The following is an 18,880-nucleotide window of genomic DNA, read 5'->3' as shown; positions in this document are numbered from 1 at the left end:
CATGGCCTACAGACGGTCCATCATGAGGCGCCCGCTCGACCGCGACGCGCGGCGGGCCGAGGTGGAGAAGATCGACGCCGCGATCTTTTCTGACCGGGACGGGGCGCGGGACGAGGCCGAGCGCGACGAAACCCTGCGCACCCCCGTCCGAATACACGTCTTCATTGTCGACGAGGTTGAAGACACGGGGATCCGCCGCAAGCTGCTGGCCGCCGCGCGCAAGGGCATCCGCGACGAGAACGGCCAGGGTTTTCTGGCACAATCGCCCGAGCTTGCCGCCAGCTTCGCCTTCGAGCTGATGAAGGGAAAGTCGAAAGCGGACCTCGAGAGCGAGACGCCGGCCCAGGCCGCCCAACGCGCCGCCACCCTGTTCCGCCGCCACCGCGCCGCGGTCTTCAAGGACATGATCGCCGACGCGCTGGAGGCCCGCGGCCTCACCGCCGCCGCCGACACGGTTGAGGGGGTGTTCGACCGGCTCGACGCCGCCGGCACGCAGCCTGGCGGAACCGACTTCGCCGATCACGTGATCGATGCGCTGGACGCCACGGGGAACTACGTGACCTCCGCCGTGACCCGCCCGGTCAAGGCCGCAGACATCCGGCCCCTGGTCGGCTCGGTCAAGGCGCTCGGCAAGGGCCGCCAGGACGAGATCGCCGCCGCCCTCGCCGCACGCGGCGTGGTCAACCCGCTCGCCATCCAGCGCGAGGCAATCGCCGCCACCCTGCCTTCCACGGCCTATCACCGCCTTCTCACGGTGGCCAAGAACGCCATTTCAGCCAACGGTGGCGCCTCGGTGCTGGCCGTCTACGGCTTTGACGAGCTCGCCGGCGCGGCGCTCTACGAGGCCCTCAAGGGCGAGGCCAAGCCCGCCGAGGTCGAGGAGGAGACGGTCCGCGCCGCCGTGGAGGAGTTTTTCCGCCAGAACCAGGCCGTGCTTTACAAGGACCGGATCGCCGCCGTCTTCGCCGAGCGCTACGTCGATGCCGACGCCGGGCGGGTCGACGCGGCCTACGAACTCCTGCGTGAGCGGCGCGTGCCGCTCAACGACCCCGATTTCGCCGAAAAGCTGATCGAGAGCCTGCCCGAGCTACGCGTCTACGAGAACTACGAGCCGCTCTTTTCGACACTCCGCGACAGCGGCCCCTCGGCGCCGATGCAGGACTTCCGGCAGCCGCTGCCGCCGGGGCTCAAACGTTCGGCCATCTCGTTGCTGAACTCGCTCAACGTCAATCCCGACACGCTCGACAACGACTGGGCGCGCGCGGCGCTGTCGAGCGTGGGCTCCGGCGGGGCCTACGGCTCGGGCGGCTCGGGCGGCACCTTCAGTGGGGTGCTCGGCGGGCTCGCCTCGCCGCCCCACCTGCCGCCGGTCCGGATGCGCCGCTTCGAGGACGAGTTCACCGCCGGGATCGAGGGCGACCGCATTCGCACCATGGCGCGCGCCTACTACATCTACCAGTTCGACCGGCTCGGCATCATCGACATGGTCGAGGAGTTGATCGCCCGTCAGCGCAGCTTCTCTTACGACCTGGGCAACTCTCCGGCCAACGCGCTCATGTCACACTACCGGCAGGTCTATCGCATCGTCTATCCGGCGGCAGAGGACCGGCGACGCACCTTCGCAGCCGTGTTCGAGGAGGGTCCGCGCGGGGAGGCATCCCGCAACCTGCTGGGCGCGCTTGGCGAGGCCGGGATCGACCTGCAGCGCGTCAACAACGCCGGTGCCTACTTCTCGGGCGATGTCGGGCGCGGCTACTCCTACGCCCGCTTCCGCTTCGTGCGCGCGGGGATGAACCTTCAGCGGTTCCTCTCGGACGTCGGTGGCTACCACATGCCCGACCTTGTCGATCGCTGTTGGCACCAGCTGCACTTCTGCTTCTCGATTCTCGAGCGGCCCGAGGTGCAGCAGTACTGGGGCGGGCGGTTCAACTCGGGCCTTTGGGCCGTGGTCGAGGGCCTGCTCAACGAAGCCATCGGCGACAGCCGCGAGGACCGACGCCGCGTCTACGGCACCCAACTCACCGACCGGGCGCGTACGCTGGCCGTCTTCGGGCACGACCTGTTCGACTGGCTGGCCGACAACGCCTCCACGCTGCAGACCGCGCCCGATGCCGAGATCGACCGCGGCCTGGCCGTGCTGCAGAACTGGCTCGCCGCGTTCCGGCGCCCCGACACGGTGGGCGACTGGATCGATGACGACAGCTTCTATGACGGTGGCGAGGACGCGCCGACCGACATCGGCGATGAGTACGCCGCCGAGGCTGAGCGCGACGCGCTTCAGGACGCCGACATGCTCTGAGGGGACGAGCCGATGACGCCGAACGCCGACACCATTACCGCGCCCCGCACGGGCCGAGCCCCGGGGAAGAACAGAGAGATCGACCGCGAGGTCGTGGACCGGGTCCGCACCGACCTCAAGAAGTACCTCTCCGAGAACCCGACCTTTCTGTCCCTGCCGCGCGACAAGCAGGTCGAGATGTATCGCGAGATGCTCTCCCGCGGGATCGAGAGGGCCTGCAGGCGCACCGATCCGGCCACGGCCCAGAGCCGGCGGGCGCGGGGCCTGAACACCGATGCCACTGACCCGACCCGGCTCGACGAGTTGGCGCCTCTGGCGGGCGACTTTCTGGCCGAGGTGAACTTCGTCGACTTCGTGCGCGACCTGATCACCGGCACCTACGGCGCCATCGTCGACTCCACCATCGAGCAGACCGACGCCTTCGTCCGCCAGTTCAAGGAGCTGAGCAAGCCGCTCGGCGTGATCGCGCGCGACCACATCTCCTCGCTCGACGCCTTGGCCGAGATGGCGGCGAGTGACCCCCTGCGCTTCACCATGAGCCCCGAGGGCGAGCTCAAGGACGCCGAGACGGGCATGTCCGTCGACACGTCCAATGACGAGATCCAGCGCCTGATGTACGAGGCGCAGCTCAAGCTCGCCAAGGAGATGCGCTTCGCCCGGCGCGAGGTGATGCTGGCGGGGCAGCAGCGGCTGGTGGTCGACAAGGGCACGATCCGCGCCGCGCTGCTGTTCAACGTCCGCGGCACCGAGGCAGGCCAGGCCAAGGATCGGACGACCGACATTGAGCAGGGCGGCGGCCAGGGCGGCTTCAACCTGCCGTTCTTTGGAGGCTTCGGCGGCGGCAAGAAGAACACCAAGATCACCGTGTCCTCGCGCGAGCTCGTCACCAACACGGAACTCAACGCCCAGATCAGCGGCTTCGTCGAGGTCAACTTCAAGAGCGATTACTTCAAGCTCGACAATTTCGCCGACCTGTTCGGTGACGAGAGCACCAAGGCGTTGGTCGCCGAGGCAGAGCAGCGCCAGAACGGCGCCGCGCCGCCGGCGTGAGGGGGATGAGCCATGCAGACGGGCCATAGGACCGCGCGGAGCCCCAAGCCCTTCGAGCCCCATTTCGGGCCGGGCACCGACCCGTTTGAGACGCTGCTGCCGTCGCCGCGCGGCATGGGCCGCCGGGCAGGCTCGCTCAGCGGCACGGTGGCGCAGCGGATCGCCGCCTTCGGGGCCCGCACGGGCAACGGCGCTTGGCCCAAGCTGCCCCGCGCGAACATCGCCCAGCGGCTCGCGGCGCTCCAGAGCAGGCCCGACAACATCCGGCAGTACAACCTCAATGCCTGCGGGCCCGCGGCGGCCATGCACCTGCACGCCACGCGCGACTTCGCGGCGTTCGCGAACATGGTGATGACACTCTACGACGACGGCAAGGCCGCCTTCGGCAAGATCGGGCTCCGGTCGGACGACCTCGACGGGATCGACCCTCAGGCCTTCGCGGGCAACGCGACGCCGGGCCATCTGCTGCTCGACTGGATGATCCTGGCGAGCCTGCGCAAGAACGACAGCGCCTTCTTCGACGGGACCCCCGACGACGACCTCTCGGCCATCACCACACCCGGCGAGATGGTGCACTGGCTCAAGGACGGCGTGGGCTTCGCAGAGGCGGACGCCCAGACGAACCTGGCCTTCAACAAGGATCTGGACCACCTGCGGGGCCTCAAGGTCGCGCCCGACCTTCAGCCCGTTCTCCTCGTCAACAGCGGCGTGCTGCGCGGCAAGAGCGACAAGAAGACGAAGCGGGCCGAGAAGAAGTCCGCGAAGTCGCAGGGCATTATCGGCAAGGGCCTCGCCATGTTCCCCAACCACTGGGCGCCGCTGCTCCAGCCTGTCACCGACGACACCAAGCCGGTGCGCGTCTGGAGCTGGGGCGGACCGCAGGACTTCCCATCGCTCGACACCCCCGTCTGGTCCGAGGGCTACTGGGGCGCAGTGGTGGCGCGGGCATGAGCGGGCGGCCGCACATCCAGGTGCAGCTCCGGCGGCCCTACGCGCTGCGCGATGGCGGCCCGGCCATCGAACGGGCCATGGAGCGCCGCTGGGGCGTCGACGTGGCGGTGGCAGAGATGATGGAGGACGAGATGTCCCGGCACGGCGACGACTTCGAGGGCGTGCTGGCGGATCTGGGGCCGACCTCGGCCAGCCGCGCGGGCGCCCTTTCGGCGCGCCGGACGGCCGGATCGGGGACGGGAGGGCGGCGCGGTCGTGCGCCGGAGCCGGAGCTCGCCGAAGGGCTGGCGCTGTTGACCGCGCGGATGCAGGCGATCTGCGCCCGCGACCCCGAGATCCCCGGCCGCCCTTCGCAGCGGTCCATGGCGCGTATCCTCAGCCACTGCCTCGACCAGGTACCCGGCCGGTCCGGGGCCTCGTTGGCCGCCGAGCTCAACGCCCGCATCCGCGGCGGACGCGCGCCGGTCGCCGGCGGACGCGCGCTGGAGCACACGATCATGCGTGCCGCAGAGCGGATGCGCGCGCCCGATGGCCGCCTGAATGCTGCGGTTGCGCGCGAGCAGGCGTTCCCCGCCCTCGTCGCGCTCCTACCGATGCTCAAGGGCCTGCTGCCGAGCCTGATCCCCGCCCTGGCCCCGCTGCTCGGCAGCCTTCTGGGCGGGCTCGCGGGCGGCAAGAGCATGGCGGTGGGGCCCCCGCTCAAGGGCCGGGCCATGGGCGGGATCGACGTCGCCCACGGGCTCGGCCCGGACGGCCGCATTGCCGGCGAGCAGTCGGTCGAGAGCCTGGTGAAGCTCCTGATGGACCTGATCCCCGAGCTGGCCCCCGTCTTCGCCAAGATGATCGCCGATGCCGCCCCGGGCGTCGTGGGCCAGCTCGTCGGCGCGCTCAGGTCCGCGGCGCCCGCCGCCCCCGTGGTGCCGGTGCAGCCCGCGGCCGTCGCCGGCAACGCCCCCGAAGCGGCCGTGGCGCAAGGCTGGCGCGCTCGCGCGGCCGAAGCCGCCGCCGGGACTGGCGGCGGCGGGGTGAAGCTCGACCCGGCGATGATCGCGGGGATCCTCAAGAATATCGACCCCAAGGCCGTCACCGGGCTGATCCAGGGCATCGCCGGCAACGCGGGCGGCATCAATCAGCTCCTCGGCGGGCCGGGCCACGAGCTGCTCAAGTCCGTGGTCGAGCGCCTGCCCGTAGAGAAGATGTTCGACGCCCGCGCCTGGGTGCCGGAGATCAACCACGACCAGTTCGTCTCAACGATCCCTTGGTCGGCCGTGCTCTCGCTCGGCGACGCGGCCGGCATGGTCGGCCAGCTCTTCGTTCCGGGCCGCAAGCAGATCCAGGCCGACCGGCGCATCGAGGTCGCGCTGCCTCGCCGCGCCCTGACCGACCTGGGCGACGGCGAGACCTCCTGGATCTTCGTGTCCGACCGGACCTGCCGCATCCCCGTCGCGTTCACTGCCGGACCCGAGCGTCTCGACGCGCCGTTCCTCGACGTTCGGGTGTCGTGCGACGGCACCCCGCGGACCGGGCTCAAGCGGTGCGTCTGGCGTATGGCGCCGCTGGAGGCCGGCGCCTCGGCCGGCGCCGCGGTCGAGCTTGACCCGGACGTGCTGATGCAGGCCGAGCGCGCGGGCGGCCGCATCTGCCTTGCGATCCGGCTGGTGCAGCGGCGCGAGGGGGGCTCGGGGCCGCCCTTCTTCGGCAACGAGCTGCGCCTTTGCGCCCATGTTACCGCGCCCAACCGCATCATCCTCGACGGCGCCGAGCCGCTCAGGGAGCGGGACACCGCCACGGACGCGCCGGGCCTCCTGCTCCGGATTCCGTCGGAGGCGCGGTCCGGGGCCGCGCATCTGCGATACCGCATCGGCTTGGCCGAGGGGCCGGGCCTCGCCCGCCACCTGCCGCTCGTGGCGCGCCCCGGCCCCTCCGGCGACTACCTCGCCGGCGGCGTCGAGATCACGCCCGAGGGCTATGCAGAGCTGACGCGGCGCGGCGCCCCGGGGGCGACCGATCCGCTCGCCGCCGCCGCGGTCGCCGGCGCGTTGGCCGCCGATCCGACGCTGCGCGCCCGCCTGATGATCGAGACGGTCGAACGCCTGCCCGTAGGCACGGGCCCGCTCACCGTGGAGCCGGTGCTCCACGCCCAGGAGGTACATCTCGTCAGCTTCGTCGACATCGACGAGAATGGGAACCCGGCACGCCGCGAGGTCAGGAAAATCCAGCTTCCGGTCCCGGTCGGGATGCGGATCGGTGACTGACCTTCCCGAGATCGGCCGGCTCTCGGACGTGCTGGCCGAGATGCTCGACCTTGCCGAGTCCGGGACGCGAGGCTTCGAGACCGAGCGGCTGCGCCTCGGTCTGCCGCTCGAGATGTCGGTCCGCCGGCCGGGCGGGGTCGGCACCGTGCCCGAGATTCGTGGCGAGCCAACGAGCCAGCACTACCGCACGAGCGTCATGCCGGTTCTGCATCGGCTGGAGCTGCGGGTCCGATGGCACGGCCGGCCTGGCGGGCGTGGGGCGCGGCGCGCTCCACCGGACGGGGAGGGCCCAGGCGATTGAACGGCGGGCACACATCGTGGGACCTGCGCGAGTTCATCGAGTCGCTCGCCGACGAACTGGAGCGCGTGCACCAGGTGGCGCGGGTCAAGGCGATGCAGCGCAAGCGCCTTTACACGGTGGAGGACATGGGCCTCTCGCTCAACGTGTTCGCCGACTACGACGGCGACCGGGTGCGCTTCCGCACGGCCCAGCCGGGCGAGCAAGGCGCCTCCAAGATGGATCTCAAACTCGGTTCCATCACCGACAGGGTGGTGGCCGAGACCACCAGCGAGGATGCGCTGCGCGAGCGCACGCCGCTAGAGCAGGTCGCGCCCGAGGCGATGCGCCCGGAGGAGGCCCGGCGCCTGCGCCGCTACGGGGTGGACACCGCCGAGGACGTGGCCCGACTGGGTCGGCGCGGGGTGCGGGTCGAGGGCGTGGACTTCGCCGATCTCGCCCGACGCATGGCTCAGGCCAGCGCCCCCAAGCGACGCCCCGAGCCCGAGCGGGTGGTGCGCTTCCGGCGCGGGGGCGGGCTGAGCCTCGTGGTGTTCGGCCGCCACATGGACCAGGTCGCGCCCGACAGCGTCCGCGTGGACGGGCGGCCGGTACCGGCCCGGGCCGAGGCCCGGATGCTGACGCTCGACGCGATGGCAGACGGGGCCGCGAAGGCCGCCGGAGAGCTCGAGTTCCGGAGCCGGGGCCGCGAGCGCATCAGGATGACGCTGAACTGAGGGGGAAGCAATGACGCGCTACAAGTCCGGGCTCTTCGGCAAGTCTGACGCGCCCAGCCCGCTGGAGAGTTTCGACTCGCACTACCGGCGCGAGAGGTCGCGCCGCCTGATGAGCCGATACGGTCGCGCCCCCCGCGTCGGCGAGGGCGGGAACGGAACGGGGGACGGCGGCGAGGAAGCCCGTGACGATACCGCGGTCGAGACGCTGACGCGCGCCGCCACGGCCGACCGGGCGCATCCCGAGGGCCGCAGCGTGCTCCGCGAGCGGGTGGTCCGCGACTGGGACGCCGCACCGTCCGGCGATGCCGGGCCGGAACCTGCCGCCGCGCCGTCACCGCCCCCCGATCCGGCCCCCGGCCCGGACCCCGCCGCGACCGCCGACGATCGAGCCGCGCCGGAGGCGGACCGCGCCGAGGACGAGATGCCCCTCGTGGAGGCGGGAAGCTTCAGCGTTCAGGACGGCGGCGCGATGCCCGGCGAGGACTCCCTCGAGGAGGATGTCAGCCTGATCAACGAGCCCCGCCGCCCGCCGTCCCAGGAGGACCGCCGGGACGCCGCGGTGGAGGAGTTCCTGGCGATGATCGACCGCACCTACCGTCCGCCCTCCCCGCCGGGCCCCGACGAGGCGCTGGAGGGCCGCGCCGTCGAGGTCGACCCGGTCGACGTGATCGCCGACATCGTTGAGATGAGCGCGGGCGACACCGAGGCGTCCTACGACGACGTGCCCCCCGACGCGACGCCTGTGGTCCTCAACGCGGTCGTGCCGCCGCCGGAGGAGCTTGGCGCGCGAGGGGCGAGCATCGAGGCGGCCGGGCTCGGCCTCGCCGTGTTCGAGGCCTTCAGGGCCGAGGTGACGAAGGGTAGTATCGAGGTTTCCGCCCAGCCGTCGCGCTACGTCCATCCCAACACGCCGCCCGACAGCCGCTTCACCCAGGTGGTGAGCGATTTCGTGTTTCTCGCGCTGCATCCGCGCGTGGGCGTCTCCAACCAGCGCTTCAAGATGCGCCTGACCGTGGAGGTGAACCACAACGACATCCGGACCGCCAAGATCAACTTCGTCGGCGACGAGTCAGACGAGCTCTACGCCTCCTCCTTCTCGGTCGGCTTCACCGCCTCCGAGCTCAGCCTGCCGAAGGAGGCGATGTGCAAGATCCGCTACGACTTCGCAGGCCGGTGGGACCCCGCAGGCTCGGGCGACTACACCTTCGATGGCACGGTCGACGTCTGGGCCGACGGCTCGGTGCACTTCCAGCAGATGCGCAGCGATACCGACAGCTCCACCTTCGGCAGCGAGAAGGTCAAGGTGGTCCGCATCGTGAGTGCCAAGCGCATCTCGGTACGGCCGCTGCCGGCCAAGATCCGCCGCGGCCGCACCCATGCCGTGATGTTCGAGAAGCCCAAGCAGGCGGAGATTTCGGACGATCAGGCGCGTGCGCTCAAGGCGTTCATCGGTACGATCCCCGCCACCGATCTCGACCTGGTACGCCAAGGCCGGGTGCCCGTGGTGGTGGACGGGTTCGCCTCGACCACCGGCTCGGTCTCGGACAATCAGGCGCTGGCGCGCGACCGGCGCGAAGCGGCCATGGCGTTTCTGACCGACCAGATCGGGAGCGGAATCACGTTCACCGGCAAGGCGGAAGGCGAACTCGCCTCCGGCCGGCCCGACGGAACGGAGGCGGCCGAGGACCGGCGGGCCACCGTCACCATCTGGACGTTCCACGATCCCTGAGGCCCGTTGGACAAGCGGTGGCGTACCCTGCGACACCAACACATCGACCTGCCGAAGCTTCGCGACAATCTCTTCGGGCTCGTGCTTCTTCTGGGGCATCTGGCCGTCCTCGATCTGGCTCGAAAGCCTACTTCAGGAAGGGCCACTTTTCTGGCGGCAGGCCACCGAGCGAGAAGGCACGCTGCCGGCGCCCGACTTCTTTGCCTTGGTGCATCCTGACGATCGGGACGACGTTCACACCGCCTTCTCCTGCCGACCATCCGGAACCCGGCTCGACACGGGCTCGTTTCCCTCAGGCGTTCTTGAGGGAGGGCCCGATGCAGGACGACGCACCGTATGCCGAAGATCGCAGCGCGATGGTCACGTTTCAGATCGCGCGGCGAGGGGTCGAGGACGAGCGGGTGCTTGACGCGATGCGCAAGGTGCCCCGGCACGCTTTCGTGCCGCCCGAGCACCGCACCCACGCTTATGCCGATCGACCGCTGCCCATCGGGTCCGGGCAAACGATCTCTCAGCCATACATCGTTGCCCGCTTCGTAGAGGCGGCCCAGCTCAAGCCCGGCGACCGGGTGCTCGAGGTCGGAGGTGGGTCGGGCTACGCCGCCGCGGTCATGAGCCAGATTGCGCAGGAGGTCTGAGCGATCGAGCGTCACGGTCCGCTTGCGCGCCACGCACAGGAGACGCTGGCGGAAATCGGCTGCGACAACGTCCACCTCATCCACGGCGACGGCACGAAGGGCCTTCCCGACCAGGCGCCATTCGACGTCGTGGTGGTGTCGGCCGGGGGCGATCTGCCTGAGGCGCTGAAGGCGCAGGTGGCGGTGGGCGGGCGCATCGTCGTTCCCCTGCCCGAGGGCGACTGGCAGGTGCTTACCGTCCTGCACCGGACCGGAGAGGAGACGTGGGAGGTCGAGCGCGGCGAACCGGTGCGCTTCGTGCCCCTGATCGCATCGGTGGCCGACGATGGGGGAGAGTGACCATGAGCGAAATGTCAGACATCATGGCACGCTACGCCGAGGTAATCGACGATATGTCGGACCTTGCTTGCCTGATCGACCGCTTCGCCGACCGGAAGGTCATCTGCCTGGGCGAGTCGACCCACGGGACGCACGAGTTCTACGCCGCACGAGCCGCAATCACGGAGCGCCTGGTCCGCGAACACAACTACACCATCGTCGCTGTCGAGGCCGATTGGCCGGACGCGGCGGTTTATGACGCCGCGATCCGCTCCGACCATCAGCGCCGGCACGCCGAGCGCCCTTTCACGCGCTTCCCGCGGTGGATGTGGCGCAATCAGGAGACGTGGGACCTGCTGCACGCCCTGCGCGACGCCAACCGCCAACGCCCGAGCGCACGGCGGGCCGGGTTCTACGGGCTCGACGTCTACTCGCTCTGCGCCTCGATCGATGCGGTGGTGGATTACCTCGAAGAGGTGGACCCGACAGCGGCCGATGAGGCACGCAGCCTCTATGGTTGCCTCAAGCCCTATTGTGGCGACCCTGGCGCCTACCTGCGCAACGAGGTGGCCCGCGGCCATTCCGACTGCGAGGACGGGGCGGTCCAGGTGCTGACCGACCTCTTGCGCGAGCGGATGGACGGCATGGCGCTGTTCGACGCCGAGCAGAACGCCCGCATCGTCGTCGACGGCGAACGCTACTACCGCAGCATGTACTACTCCGATGTCAGCTCCTGGAACCTGCGCGACGAGCATATGTTCGACACTTTGCAGCGGCTGCTCGCGCGCGAGGGCCCCGACGCGAAGGCGGTGGTCTGGGCGCACAACTCTCACATCGGCAACGCCGCGGCCACCGAGATGGGACAGCGTCGCGGCGAACTGAACATCGGACAATTGGTGTGTGAGGCCTACGGCGACCGCGCTGCGCTGATCGGCTTCTCGACCAACACGGGCGAGGTCGCCGCGGCCGATGACTGGGACGACCCGATGGAGATCAAGCGGGTGCGCCCCGGGCTCGCCGACAGCCACGAAGCACACGCCCATGCCACCGGTCAGCCGCGGTTCCTTCTGGACCTGCACCGCGCCGAGGGTGCGGCGCTCTCGCGGCCCCACCTGCAGCGCGCCATCGGGGTCGTCTACCGCCCCTCGACCGAACGGTGGTCGCACTACTTCGAAGCGGAACTCGATCGCCAGTTCGACGCCTGGATCTGGTTCGACGAGACGCGCGCCGTCGACGCGGGACACGCTGCTCCGAAAGGCGGCGCCGCCGACCTGTTCCCGACAGGGCTCTAGGCGTCCGGCGGGACGAGTCCCAGTCCGCGCAGATAAATGCCGATCCCGGTCTCGAGCAGATCCTCGGGCGGGAAAGGCGACTTGGTGCCCGGCGAACCACGCGCGAAAAGTTCGACAACGCCGTGGCTCATCGCCCAGATATGCGCCGACACCATCTGCGGCGGCGGCCGCTTTTCCGCCGGAATATGTTCTGTCAGACGTACCGCCGACTTCTCGAGCACGTCGAACGACCGCCGCGCCACACGCGCCAGGTCCGGCGTTCTGTTGACGGAGATGCCGCTTTCAAACATCGCGACGTAATGGCCCGGATGTCGCCGCGCGAAGGCAAGGTATGCGCGGCCCGTCGCCTCGAACGCGGCAAGCGCGGAGGGCTGGCCGGATTCGTAGGCGTATTCCATCAGATCGGCAAAGATCTCGTAGCCCTGCCGCGCGGCCTCGGCGATCAGGTCCTCGCGCCCCTCGAAGTGACGATACACGGCCGCCGGCGTCACGCCCGCCTGCTTCGCCGCCTCGGACAGGGTGAACCCTGTCGGACCCTTGGCCTCGATCAGCTCCAGCGCCGCGTCGACCAGCGCCTGCCTGAGATTGCCGTGGTGATAACCGCGTTTAGGCATCCCAGCGGTCGGGGCCTCCGCAGATTTTCGCATCCGGATCATCGGCAACAGCGCCGATCTTCCCGCCATAGTCGAGCTGCGACAGCACGGCCCGGATGGCGGCGATCCGCGCGCGGCGCTTATCGTCAGACCGAACGACGGTCCACGGGGCGTGCTCGGTGTGCGACCGCTCCAACGTCTCGCCGATGGCGTCGGTGTAGGCGTCCCACTTCTTCAGCCCCTCCACGTCGATGTCGGACAATTTCCATTGCTTGAGCGGATCGCGCTCCCGCTTGAGAAACCGGCGCAACTGTTCTGCACGACTGACGTTTAGCCACAGCTTCACCAGACGGATCCCGTCGTTGACCAGCATGTCTTCGAATTGCGGTGCCTGGTGAAAGAACTGCTCGCGCAGCTCGTGCGAGGTGAAGCCGAAGACGTGCTCAACCACCCCACGGTTGTACCAGGAGCGATCGTAAAACACCATTTCGCCGGCTGTGGGCAGCCGCTCGAGATAACGCTGGAAATACCACTGTCCCTTCTCGGTATCCGATGGCTTCGACAGCGCCACGATGCGGGCCACGCGCGGGTTCAGGTTCTGCCGAAAGCGCGCGATCGTGCCGCCCTTGCCCGCGGCGTCGCGCCCTTCGAAAACCACGACCACGCGCTTACCCGTCGCCTTCACATCGGCCTGAAGTTTCACCAGTTCGAGTTGCAGCGCCTCCATCTCGGAGTCGTAGCGGTCCCTGTGCATACGTCTGTCGTATGGATAAGTGTCAGACAGGATGTCGTGCTTCGCCGCTCCCTTAATGGCCGCGCGCACGTGGTCCGGGGCCTCCTCCTCGAAGAAGCGGGTGATGGCACCGTCGAAGGGCAGGGGCATTCTTGCTCTCCCGTACAGGTCGAAGCAGGGTAGGCGGGCGGCCGGATCAGCGCAATCCGGCCCGCCTTGCGGCCCGATCGATCGCCTGTTCCACCGGGTCGGGTGCCACGTGGTGAACCATGTGCCCGATGCCCTCAAGCTTCGTCAGGGTTGCTCCGGGCGCGTCCTGCGCAAGCCGCGCGGAATGGATTTTGAGCGGGACGATGTCGTCTGCGGTGCCGTGGACGATCTCGACCGGCAGGTCGAGTTCGGCGTACCGCTTCGACATCTCGACGACGTGCGGCCGAAGCGAGTTTACCTGCCGCGCATTGGCGCGGAAGCTGCCGCGGCGCAGGGTCAGCTGGGCGCCAACATAATCTGAATAGCCTTCGGGCGGCTCCTGAGGATAGAAGATCGCGCGAACAGCGGTATCGATCTGCTTCTGTCCGACGAATGCCGTCGCCAATGGTACGACATTTGCGCCACCAAATGAGGAGGAGGCAAGGTCATACACCCAGCCAAGGCCGCCCGGCCAAGGATGCGTGGCGGGAGCAAGCAGAGCCAGTGCCGCCGGGTCATGATTCAGCCCCCACGCCAGTGCAACTGTTCCGCCATAGGAATGGCCCAGGACGATCGGATGCTCGATTCCCAGCCCCTCTGCCGCGGCGGCAAGGAATGCGGCTTGTTCCGCGGGGCTCTCGGCCCGCGTGTTGTAGGGCCCGCCAAATTCGTCGGACACTCGGTCCGTGTATCCCAGCCCGGGACGGTCGAACACCGTGACACGGTAACGGTTGGCTAGACGGTCGAGGAAGCGGTACGTGAAGTCGCGAGTATTCCCACTCGCGCCGTGGATGAGGACGAGGTCGGGGCCGGTTCCGCGTTGCACGTAGTGTACGCGCTGGCCGTTGACCCTGGTGAACGCGCCGCCGGGCGGGAAGCGCGTGTGCGCCGCGATCTCGCGCCGGTCGGCGCGCCCGTCGACGATCATGCCGCATCCGCCCAGCAGGAGCGCGGCGGTCAGAAGAGCGCTAGCGACCAATCTGGAGAGGGTCATAGGGCGTCGACTGGTAAATTTCGTTGATCCAATTGCCGTACAATAGGTGCGCGTGGCTTCTCCACCGGTTCAGCGGCGTGCGTGAAGGATCATCGTCCGGATAGTAGTTCAGCGGCACGCGGATCGGCGCGCCGCCGGCCACATCGCGATCGTATTCCTGCTTTAGCGTGTCGCTGTCGTACTCGAAGTGGTTAAAGATATAGAGCGCGCGGTGATCCGGATCCTCTACAAGACACGGGCCAACCTCGTCGCTGCTCAGCAGCGTCCTCAGCGCGGGAACGGCATCTATCTCGTCCTGCCGCATCTCGGTCCAGCGGCTGACCGGGATAATGCAATCGTCCGAGAATCCGCGCAGGTAGGGGCTGCCTGGGGCGCGATTGAGATGCCGGAAGCAGCCGAACGCCTTTTCTGGAAGGCTGTGCTTTTTCACGCCGTGGAAATGGTTAATCATTGCCATTCCGCCCCAGCAGACGCCGAAGGTCGAGTGCACGTTGGTCTGGGTCCAGTTCATCACCTCGACCAGCTCGTCCCAGTACGTCACTTCCTCGAACTCGAGGTGCTCGATCGGGGCCCCGGTGATGATCAGGCCGTCGAACCTTTCCTCCTTCACGTCCTGAAACGGGCGATAGAAAGCCTCCATGTGGTCGGCGGCCGTGTTCTTTGTCTGATGTTCCGTCATCCGGATCAGCTGCAGGTCGATCTGCAGAGGTGTGGCACCGATCAGCCGGGCGAACTGGTTCTCGGTCTGGATCTTCTTGGGCATCAGGTTCAGCAGCCCGATGCGCAGAGGCCGGATGTCCTGCCGCGCGGCGAGCTCCTCGGACATGACCATGACACCCTCGCGGCTGAGCACGTCGAAGGCGGGCAGGTCGGCGGGCAGCTTGATCGGCATGAGCGGAAGGTCCTCGGTCGGCGCGAAGCCCTGAGATAGCGGCGGGCGGTCTGCGGCTCAAGCCCGCGAGGTGCATGTCCGGGTTTTACGGCGACGTGCAGGAGCACAAAAGGCCCCGCCGCAGGGCGGCAGGGCCTTTCGAACAAACGTCTTACAGATCAGGCGTTGTGTTCCCGGATCTTGTTGGCGGCGTCCTTGTCGAAGCCGACGCCGTTGTCTTCGAACAGCTTGTCCAGCTCCCCCGACAGCGTCATCTCGGTGATGATGTCACAGCCGCCGACGAACTCGCCCTTGACGTAAAGCTGCGGAATCGTCGGCCAGTCGGAATAGTCCTTGATCCCCTGGCGGATGGCATCGTCGGCAAGCACGTTCACGTCCTGGTACTCGACGCCCATGAAGTTCAGCACGCCGGCCACGCGGCTCGAAAAGCCGCATTGAGGCATCGATTTCGTGCCCTTCATGAACAGCACCACGTCATTACTGGTGACGGTTTCCTTGATCTGGTCTTCTGCGGTCATGTGTCTGGCCTTTATTTCTTGTCCGGTGCCTGGTGGGCGTCCGGGTCGGTGTCTTCTTCTGCCTCCTCGGGCGGAGGCTGGTAGCTCGGCGCGTTCTCGTCGATGGGAAACGAGGCGCGGTTGTTCTGAGACGCTCCGTACTTCAGATATCGTCGAACTTCGAGATACATCGCACGGGCGAAAATGACGACGAAAGGAAGAAGGATAAGGATGATGAGGACGCGGTGATCCGTCAATCCGGCGCCTTTGTCGTCAGCGCGAGCGCGTGCAGCTCGCCGTTGGCGCCGTCCATCTTGCCCTTCAGCGCGGCATAGACCGCACGCTGTTGCTGTACGCGGTTCTTGCCACGAAAGCTTTCGTCAATCACTTCGGCGGCATAGTGGTTTCCGTCGCCCGCGAGGTCCGTGATGGTGATCTTCGCCTGCGGGAAGCTTTCACGGATCAGGTCCTCGATCTCGTGGGCCTGCATCGCCATGGGTGCACCCTCCGTCCTTTGGTCCAGATGTAGATACGGCGCTGAAGCGCCGCAAGTGTTGGTCAGGCCAGTGCGGCTCCGGGACCCGCGAACCCGAGTGCCTGTTCGAAGCTCGTCCTGTATAGGCCCGACAGTGTTTCGAGCGGCAGCGCCGAGCGTCCGATGCGTATTTCGTCGCCGCCGAAACGTCCGACCATAGTCACCGCGACGCCCGCGCGTCCGCCCTCGAGCATCAGCGCCTCGGCTGCGTCGAAGGAACAGGCAACGAGATACCGCGCCTGGTCCTCGCCGAAAAGCTGTGCCGTTTCGGTGACGTCCAGGGTCACACCAATGCCCGCAGCTTCGGCCATCTCGAACGCGGCGAGCGCGAGACCCCCGTCAGACAGATCGCTGGCTGCCGTGATCCAGGCGCGGTGGGCCAGAAGAAATTCGCCGTTCCGCCGCTCGGCGTCCAGGTCGACGGCCGGGGCGTCGCCTTCCTCGCGCCCGAAGGCGTGTTGGAGAAGGGCGGACTGGCCGAGATGGCCCTTCGTCTCGCCGATCAGAAGCGCGAGGCAGCCGTCGGTGGGCTGGCCCGCGATGATATCGTCAGACGTTTCGATCAGGCCCACCGCGCCGATGGTCGGCGTAGGCAGGATCGCCTGGCCGTCGGTTTCATTGTAGAGCGAGACGTTGCCGGACACGATCGGCATGTCGAGCGCCGCGCAGCCCGCGCCGATCCCCTTGATGGCGCCGACGAGCTGGCCCATGATCTCGGGCTTTTCGGGGTTGCCGAAGTTCAGATTGTCGGTTGCCGCCAAAGGCGTGGCTCCCACGGCGACGAGATTGCGGTAGGCTTCGGCCACTGCCTGCTTGCCGCCTTCTTCCGGGTTGGCGCGGACGTAGCGGGGCGTCACGTCGGAGGTGAAGGCCAAGAGCTTCCCGGTGCCGTGCACGCGCACGATGCCGGCGCCGAGGCCCGGCGCGCGCACCGTGTCGGCGCCCACCTGAGTGTCATACTGTTCCCATACCCAGTGCTTCGATGCGTGGTCGGGCGAGGTGATGAGCGCGCGCAGCCCCTCGATCGGGTCGATCTCGAGCGCCTCGGAGAAGCCTTCCGGCGAGGGAGTGGGCTCCCACGGGCGGTCGTATTCGGGCGCGGTCCCCGACAGCGCCTTGAGCGGCAGGTCGGCCTTCACCGTGTTATTGTGCATGATGAGGAAGCGGTCCTCGGCGATGGTCTCGCCCACGATCGCGAAGTCGAGGTCCCACTTGTCGAAGATCGCCTTTGCCTCGTCTTCCTTCTCAGGGCGCAGGACCATGAGCATCCGCTCCTGGCTTTCCGACAGCATCATCTCGTAGGCGGTCATGCCGCGCTCGCGGGTCGGGACCTTTTCGAGGTCGAGGCGCACGCCGAGGTCGCCCTTGTCGCCCATTTCGACGGCCGAGCAGGTCAGGCCGGCCGCGCCCATGTCCTGGATCGAGATCACCGCGCCGGTCTGCATGAGTTCGAGGCAGGCCTCGAGCAGGCGCTTTTCCGTGAACGGGTCGCCGACCTGAACCGTCGGACGTTTTTCCTCGATCGTCTCGTCGAACTCGGCCGAGGCCATGGTCGCGCCGCCCACGCCGTCGCGCCCGGTCTTGGCGCCGAGATAGACGACGGGCATGCCGACGCCGGAGGCGGCGGAGTAGAAGATCTTGTCGGTCTCGGCCAGGCCGGCGGCGAAGGCATTGACCAGGCAATTGCCGTTATAGGCAGGGTGAAAGCGGACTTCCCCGCCCACCGTGGGCACGCCGAAAGCGTTGCCGTAGCCGCCGATCCCTTCAACCACGCCCGAAACGATGTGGCGCGTCTTGGGATGGTCGGGCATTCCGAAGCTCAGCGAATTCATCGCGGCGATGGGCCGCGCGCCCATGGTGAAGACGTCGCGAAGGATGCCGCCCACGCCGGTCGCCGCCCCTTGGTAGGGTTCGATGTAGGAGGGATGGTTGTGGCTCTCCATCTTGAAGACCACCGCCTGTCCGTCACCGATATCCACGACGCCCGCGTTCTCGCCCGGCCCGCAGATCACCTGGCGGCCGCTGGTGGGCAGCGTGCGCAGCCACTTCTTCGAGGATTTGTAGGAACAATGCTCGTTCCACATGGCCGAGAAGATGCCAAGCTCGGTAAAAGTCGGCTCACGGCCCAGAAGATCGAGGATGCGCTGGTATTCGTCGGGCTTCAGCCCGTGCGCGGCGATCAGGTCTCCGGTGATGCTCGGCTCGTCCATCTGTGCCCCCTGGCGATGTCGAGGAGGCTTTTAGAGGCCGTGGCGCGGGGAAGAAAGCCCCCGCGGCAACTCCGACCCCGGTCTAATCCTCGACCTTTCCGTCGACGGCGGCCCGCTCGAGGAAGACCTTGCGCGTCATGGGCAGCGTCACCGACCCGTCGGCGGCGGCCTCCATGTCGCTGCGCACGATGATCGTGTCCATCCCGTCCTCAAGCGGCTCGTCCAGCCGAACTGTCAGACCCAGCGCGTTCTGACCGTCGACGGTTCCGACAGCCTCTCCGTCCGAGGTGTAGACGGGCGCGCCGTTGCGTGCCGCGGCGATTTCTTCGGCCGGGACGTCGGGCTCTGCCTCCAGTTCGGTGGCGGGGCCGGCGGTGTCCTGCGCCGACAGCGGAAGGGCCAGCGCGAACAGGAGGGCGGTGGCGGCAAGCGGCAGGTGCATCGTGTCTCTCCGTGTCATGGGCATGGAGTCGCATGGGAGGGTTTGAAGGAAAAGCCCCGCCGCGCCCGTCGCGGTTCCGACAGGCGACATCATCTGCCTGACAATTCGGCGACGCGCGAAAAAAAGGCCGAGCACTAAGCCCGGCCTAAGTCCAACAGGGAGGTAAAAAGCGGCAAGAAATCTCTGAACCGCTTTCGAAACGGGATTTATGCCTGCGAACTGGGCGGTTCAAGAAAAAAGACCGGGCAG

General features: G+C 67.9%; 17 protein-coding genes and 1 pseudogene. 9 read left to right on the top strand and 9 right to left on the bottom strand.

Going from position 1 to position 18,880, the window contains the following annotated elements; genetic code table 11:
- Nucleotide 1 precedes the first annotated feature (1 nt).
- The 9 genes and pseudogenes from BM162_RS11355 (at nucleotide 2) to BM162_RS11315 (ending at nucleotide 11,546) form a co-directional block, all read left to right on the top strand.
- Nucleotides 2–2,299, top strand: coding sequence for a hypothetical protein (locus tag BM162_RS11355; RefSeq protein ID WP_093421847.1), 2,298 nt, complete (start codon nucleotides 2–4; stop codon nucleotides 2,297–2,299).
- 12 nt (nucleotides 2,300–2,311) lie between these two features.
- Nucleotides 2,312–3,349 carry a hypothetical protein gene (locus BM162_RS11350; protein WP_093421845.1) on the top strand — a complete coding sequence of 346 codons (1,038 nt, stop codon included), beginning with the start codon at nucleotides 2,312–2,314 and terminating at the stop codon, nucleotides 3,347–3,349.
- 12 nt (nucleotides 3,350–3,361) lie between these two features.
- Entirely contained in the window at nucleotides 3,362–4,300 is a 939-nt protein-coding gene (locus BM162_RS11345) for a hypothetical protein (protein WP_093421842.1), read from the top strand.
- Nucleotides 4,297–6,555: a hypothetical protein gene (locus BM162_RS11340; protein WP_093421840.1), complete on the top strand. Its 2,259-nt coding sequence runs from the start codon at nucleotides 4,297–4,299 to the stop codon at nucleotides 6,553–6,555. The genes BM162_RS11345 and BM162_RS11340 overlap by 4 nt, the downstream gene beginning before the upstream one ends.
- Nucleotides 6,548–6,856 (top strand): hypothetical protein, encoded by a 309-nt coding sequence (locus BM162_RS11335; protein ID WP_093421836.1) that lies wholly within the window; start codon nucleotides 6,548–6,550, stop codon nucleotides 6,854–6,856. Before BM162_RS11340 ends, BM162_RS11335 begins: the two co-directional genes overlap by 8 nt.
- Nucleotides 6,853–7,569 (top strand): hypothetical protein, encoded by a 717-nt coding sequence (locus BM162_RS11330; RefSeq protein ID WP_093421834.1) that lies wholly within the window; start codon nucleotides 6,853–6,855, stop codon nucleotides 7,567–7,569. Before BM162_RS11335 ends, BM162_RS11330 begins: the two co-directional genes overlap by 4 nt.
- 10 nt (nucleotides 7,570–7,579) lie before the next feature.
- On the top strand, nucleotides 7,580–9,298 hold the full coding sequence (locus BM162_RS11325) for an OmpA family protein (RefSeq protein ID WP_093421831.1): 1,719 nt from the start codon (nucleotides 7,580–7,582) through the stop codon (nucleotides 9,296–9,298).
- A gap of 317 nt (nucleotides 9,299–9,615) precedes the next feature.
- Nucleotides 9,616–10,275 (top strand): annotated as a pseudogene (locus BM162_RS23240) (protein-L-isoaspartate(D-aspartate) O-methyltransferase).
- Nucleotides 10,276–10,277: 2 nt separating this feature from the next.
- Nucleotides 10,278–11,546: an erythromycin esterase family protein gene (locus BM162_RS11315; RefSeq protein ID WP_093421828.1), complete on the top strand. Its 1,269-nt coding sequence runs from the start codon at nucleotides 10,278–10,280 to the stop codon at nucleotides 11,544–11,546.
- Here BM162_RS11315 and BM162_RS11310 read toward each other — a convergent pair.
- From BM162_RS11310 to BM162_RS11270, 9 genes are all read right to left on the bottom strand, one after another.
- Nucleotides 11,543–12,160: a TetR/AcrR family transcriptional regulator gene (locus BM162_RS11310; RefSeq protein WP_093421825.1), complete on the bottom strand. Its 618-nt coding sequence runs from the start codon at nucleotides 12,158–12,160 to the stop codon at nucleotides 11,543–11,545. The two genes, BM162_RS11315 and BM162_RS11310, sit on opposite strands and share 4 nt — an antisense overlap.
- Complete coding sequence (ppk2, locus tag BM162_RS11305; protein ID WP_093421822.1) at nucleotides 12,153–13,022, bottom strand: polyphosphate kinase 2; 870 nt, start codon at nucleotides 13,020–13,022, stop codon at nucleotides 12,153–12,155. The genes BM162_RS11310 and ppk2 overlap by 8 nt, the downstream gene beginning before the upstream one ends.
- 46 nt (nucleotides 13,023–13,068) lie before the next feature.
- On the bottom strand, nucleotides 13,069–14,055 hold the full coding sequence (locus BM162_RS11300; protein WP_093421819.1) for an alpha/beta fold hydrolase: 987 nt from the start codon (nucleotides 14,053–14,055) through the stop codon (nucleotides 13,069–13,071).
- Nucleotides 14,030–14,947, bottom strand: a complete 918-nt coding sequence (metA, locus tag BM162_RS11295) for a homoserine O-acetyltransferase MetA (protein ID WP_093421816.1) — start codon at nucleotides 14,945–14,947, stop codon at nucleotides 14,030–14,032. The genes BM162_RS11300 and metA overlap by 26 nt, the downstream gene beginning before the upstream one ends.
- Nucleotides 14,948–15,105: 158 nt before the next feature.
- Nucleotides 15,106–15,465 (bottom strand): Grx4 family monothiol glutaredoxin, encoded by a 360-nt coding sequence (gene grxD / locus BM162_RS11290; protein WP_093421814.1) that lies wholly within the window; start codon nucleotides 15,463–15,465, stop codon nucleotides 15,106–15,108.
- 11 nt (nucleotides 15,466–15,476) lie between these two features.
- Nucleotides 15,477–15,701, bottom strand: a complete 225-nt coding sequence (locus BM162_RS11285; RefSeq protein ID WP_093421811.1) for a hypothetical protein — start codon at nucleotides 15,699–15,701, stop codon at nucleotides 15,477–15,479.
- Nucleotides 15,698–15,940 carry a BolA/IbaG family iron-sulfur metabolism protein gene (locus BM162_RS11280; RefSeq protein ID WP_093421808.1) on the bottom strand — a complete coding sequence of 81 codons (243 nt, stop codon included), beginning with the start codon at nucleotides 15,938–15,940 and terminating at the stop codon, nucleotides 15,698–15,700. Before BM162_RS11280 ends, BM162_RS11285 begins: the two co-directional genes overlap by 4 nt.
- A gap of 62 nt (nucleotides 15,941–16,002) precedes the next feature.
- On the bottom strand, nucleotides 16,003–18,189 hold the full coding sequence (gene purL / locus BM162_RS11275) for a phosphoribosylformylglycinamidine synthase subunit PurL (protein ID WP_093421805.1): 2,187 nt from the start codon (nucleotides 18,187–18,189) through the stop codon (nucleotides 16,003–16,005).
- An 82-nt stretch (nucleotides 18,190–18,271) separates the two neighbouring features.
- On the bottom strand, nucleotides 18,272–18,631 hold the full coding sequence (locus BM162_RS11270) for a hypothetical protein (RefSeq protein ID WP_093421803.1): 360 nt from the start codon (nucleotides 18,629–18,631) through the stop codon (nucleotides 18,272–18,274).
- Nucleotides 18,632–18,880: the final 249 nt, after the last annotated feature.

The organism is Tranquillimonas alkanivorans (assembly GCF_900115595.1).
In the GTDB taxonomy this organism is placed as follows: Bacteria; Pseudomonadota; Alphaproteobacteria; order Rhodobacterales; family Rhodobacteraceae; genus Tranquillimonas; species Tranquillimonas alkanivorans.
Note: the sequence above shows the minus strand (reverse complement) of the source record. Positions and strands in the feature narration are given on the sequence as shown.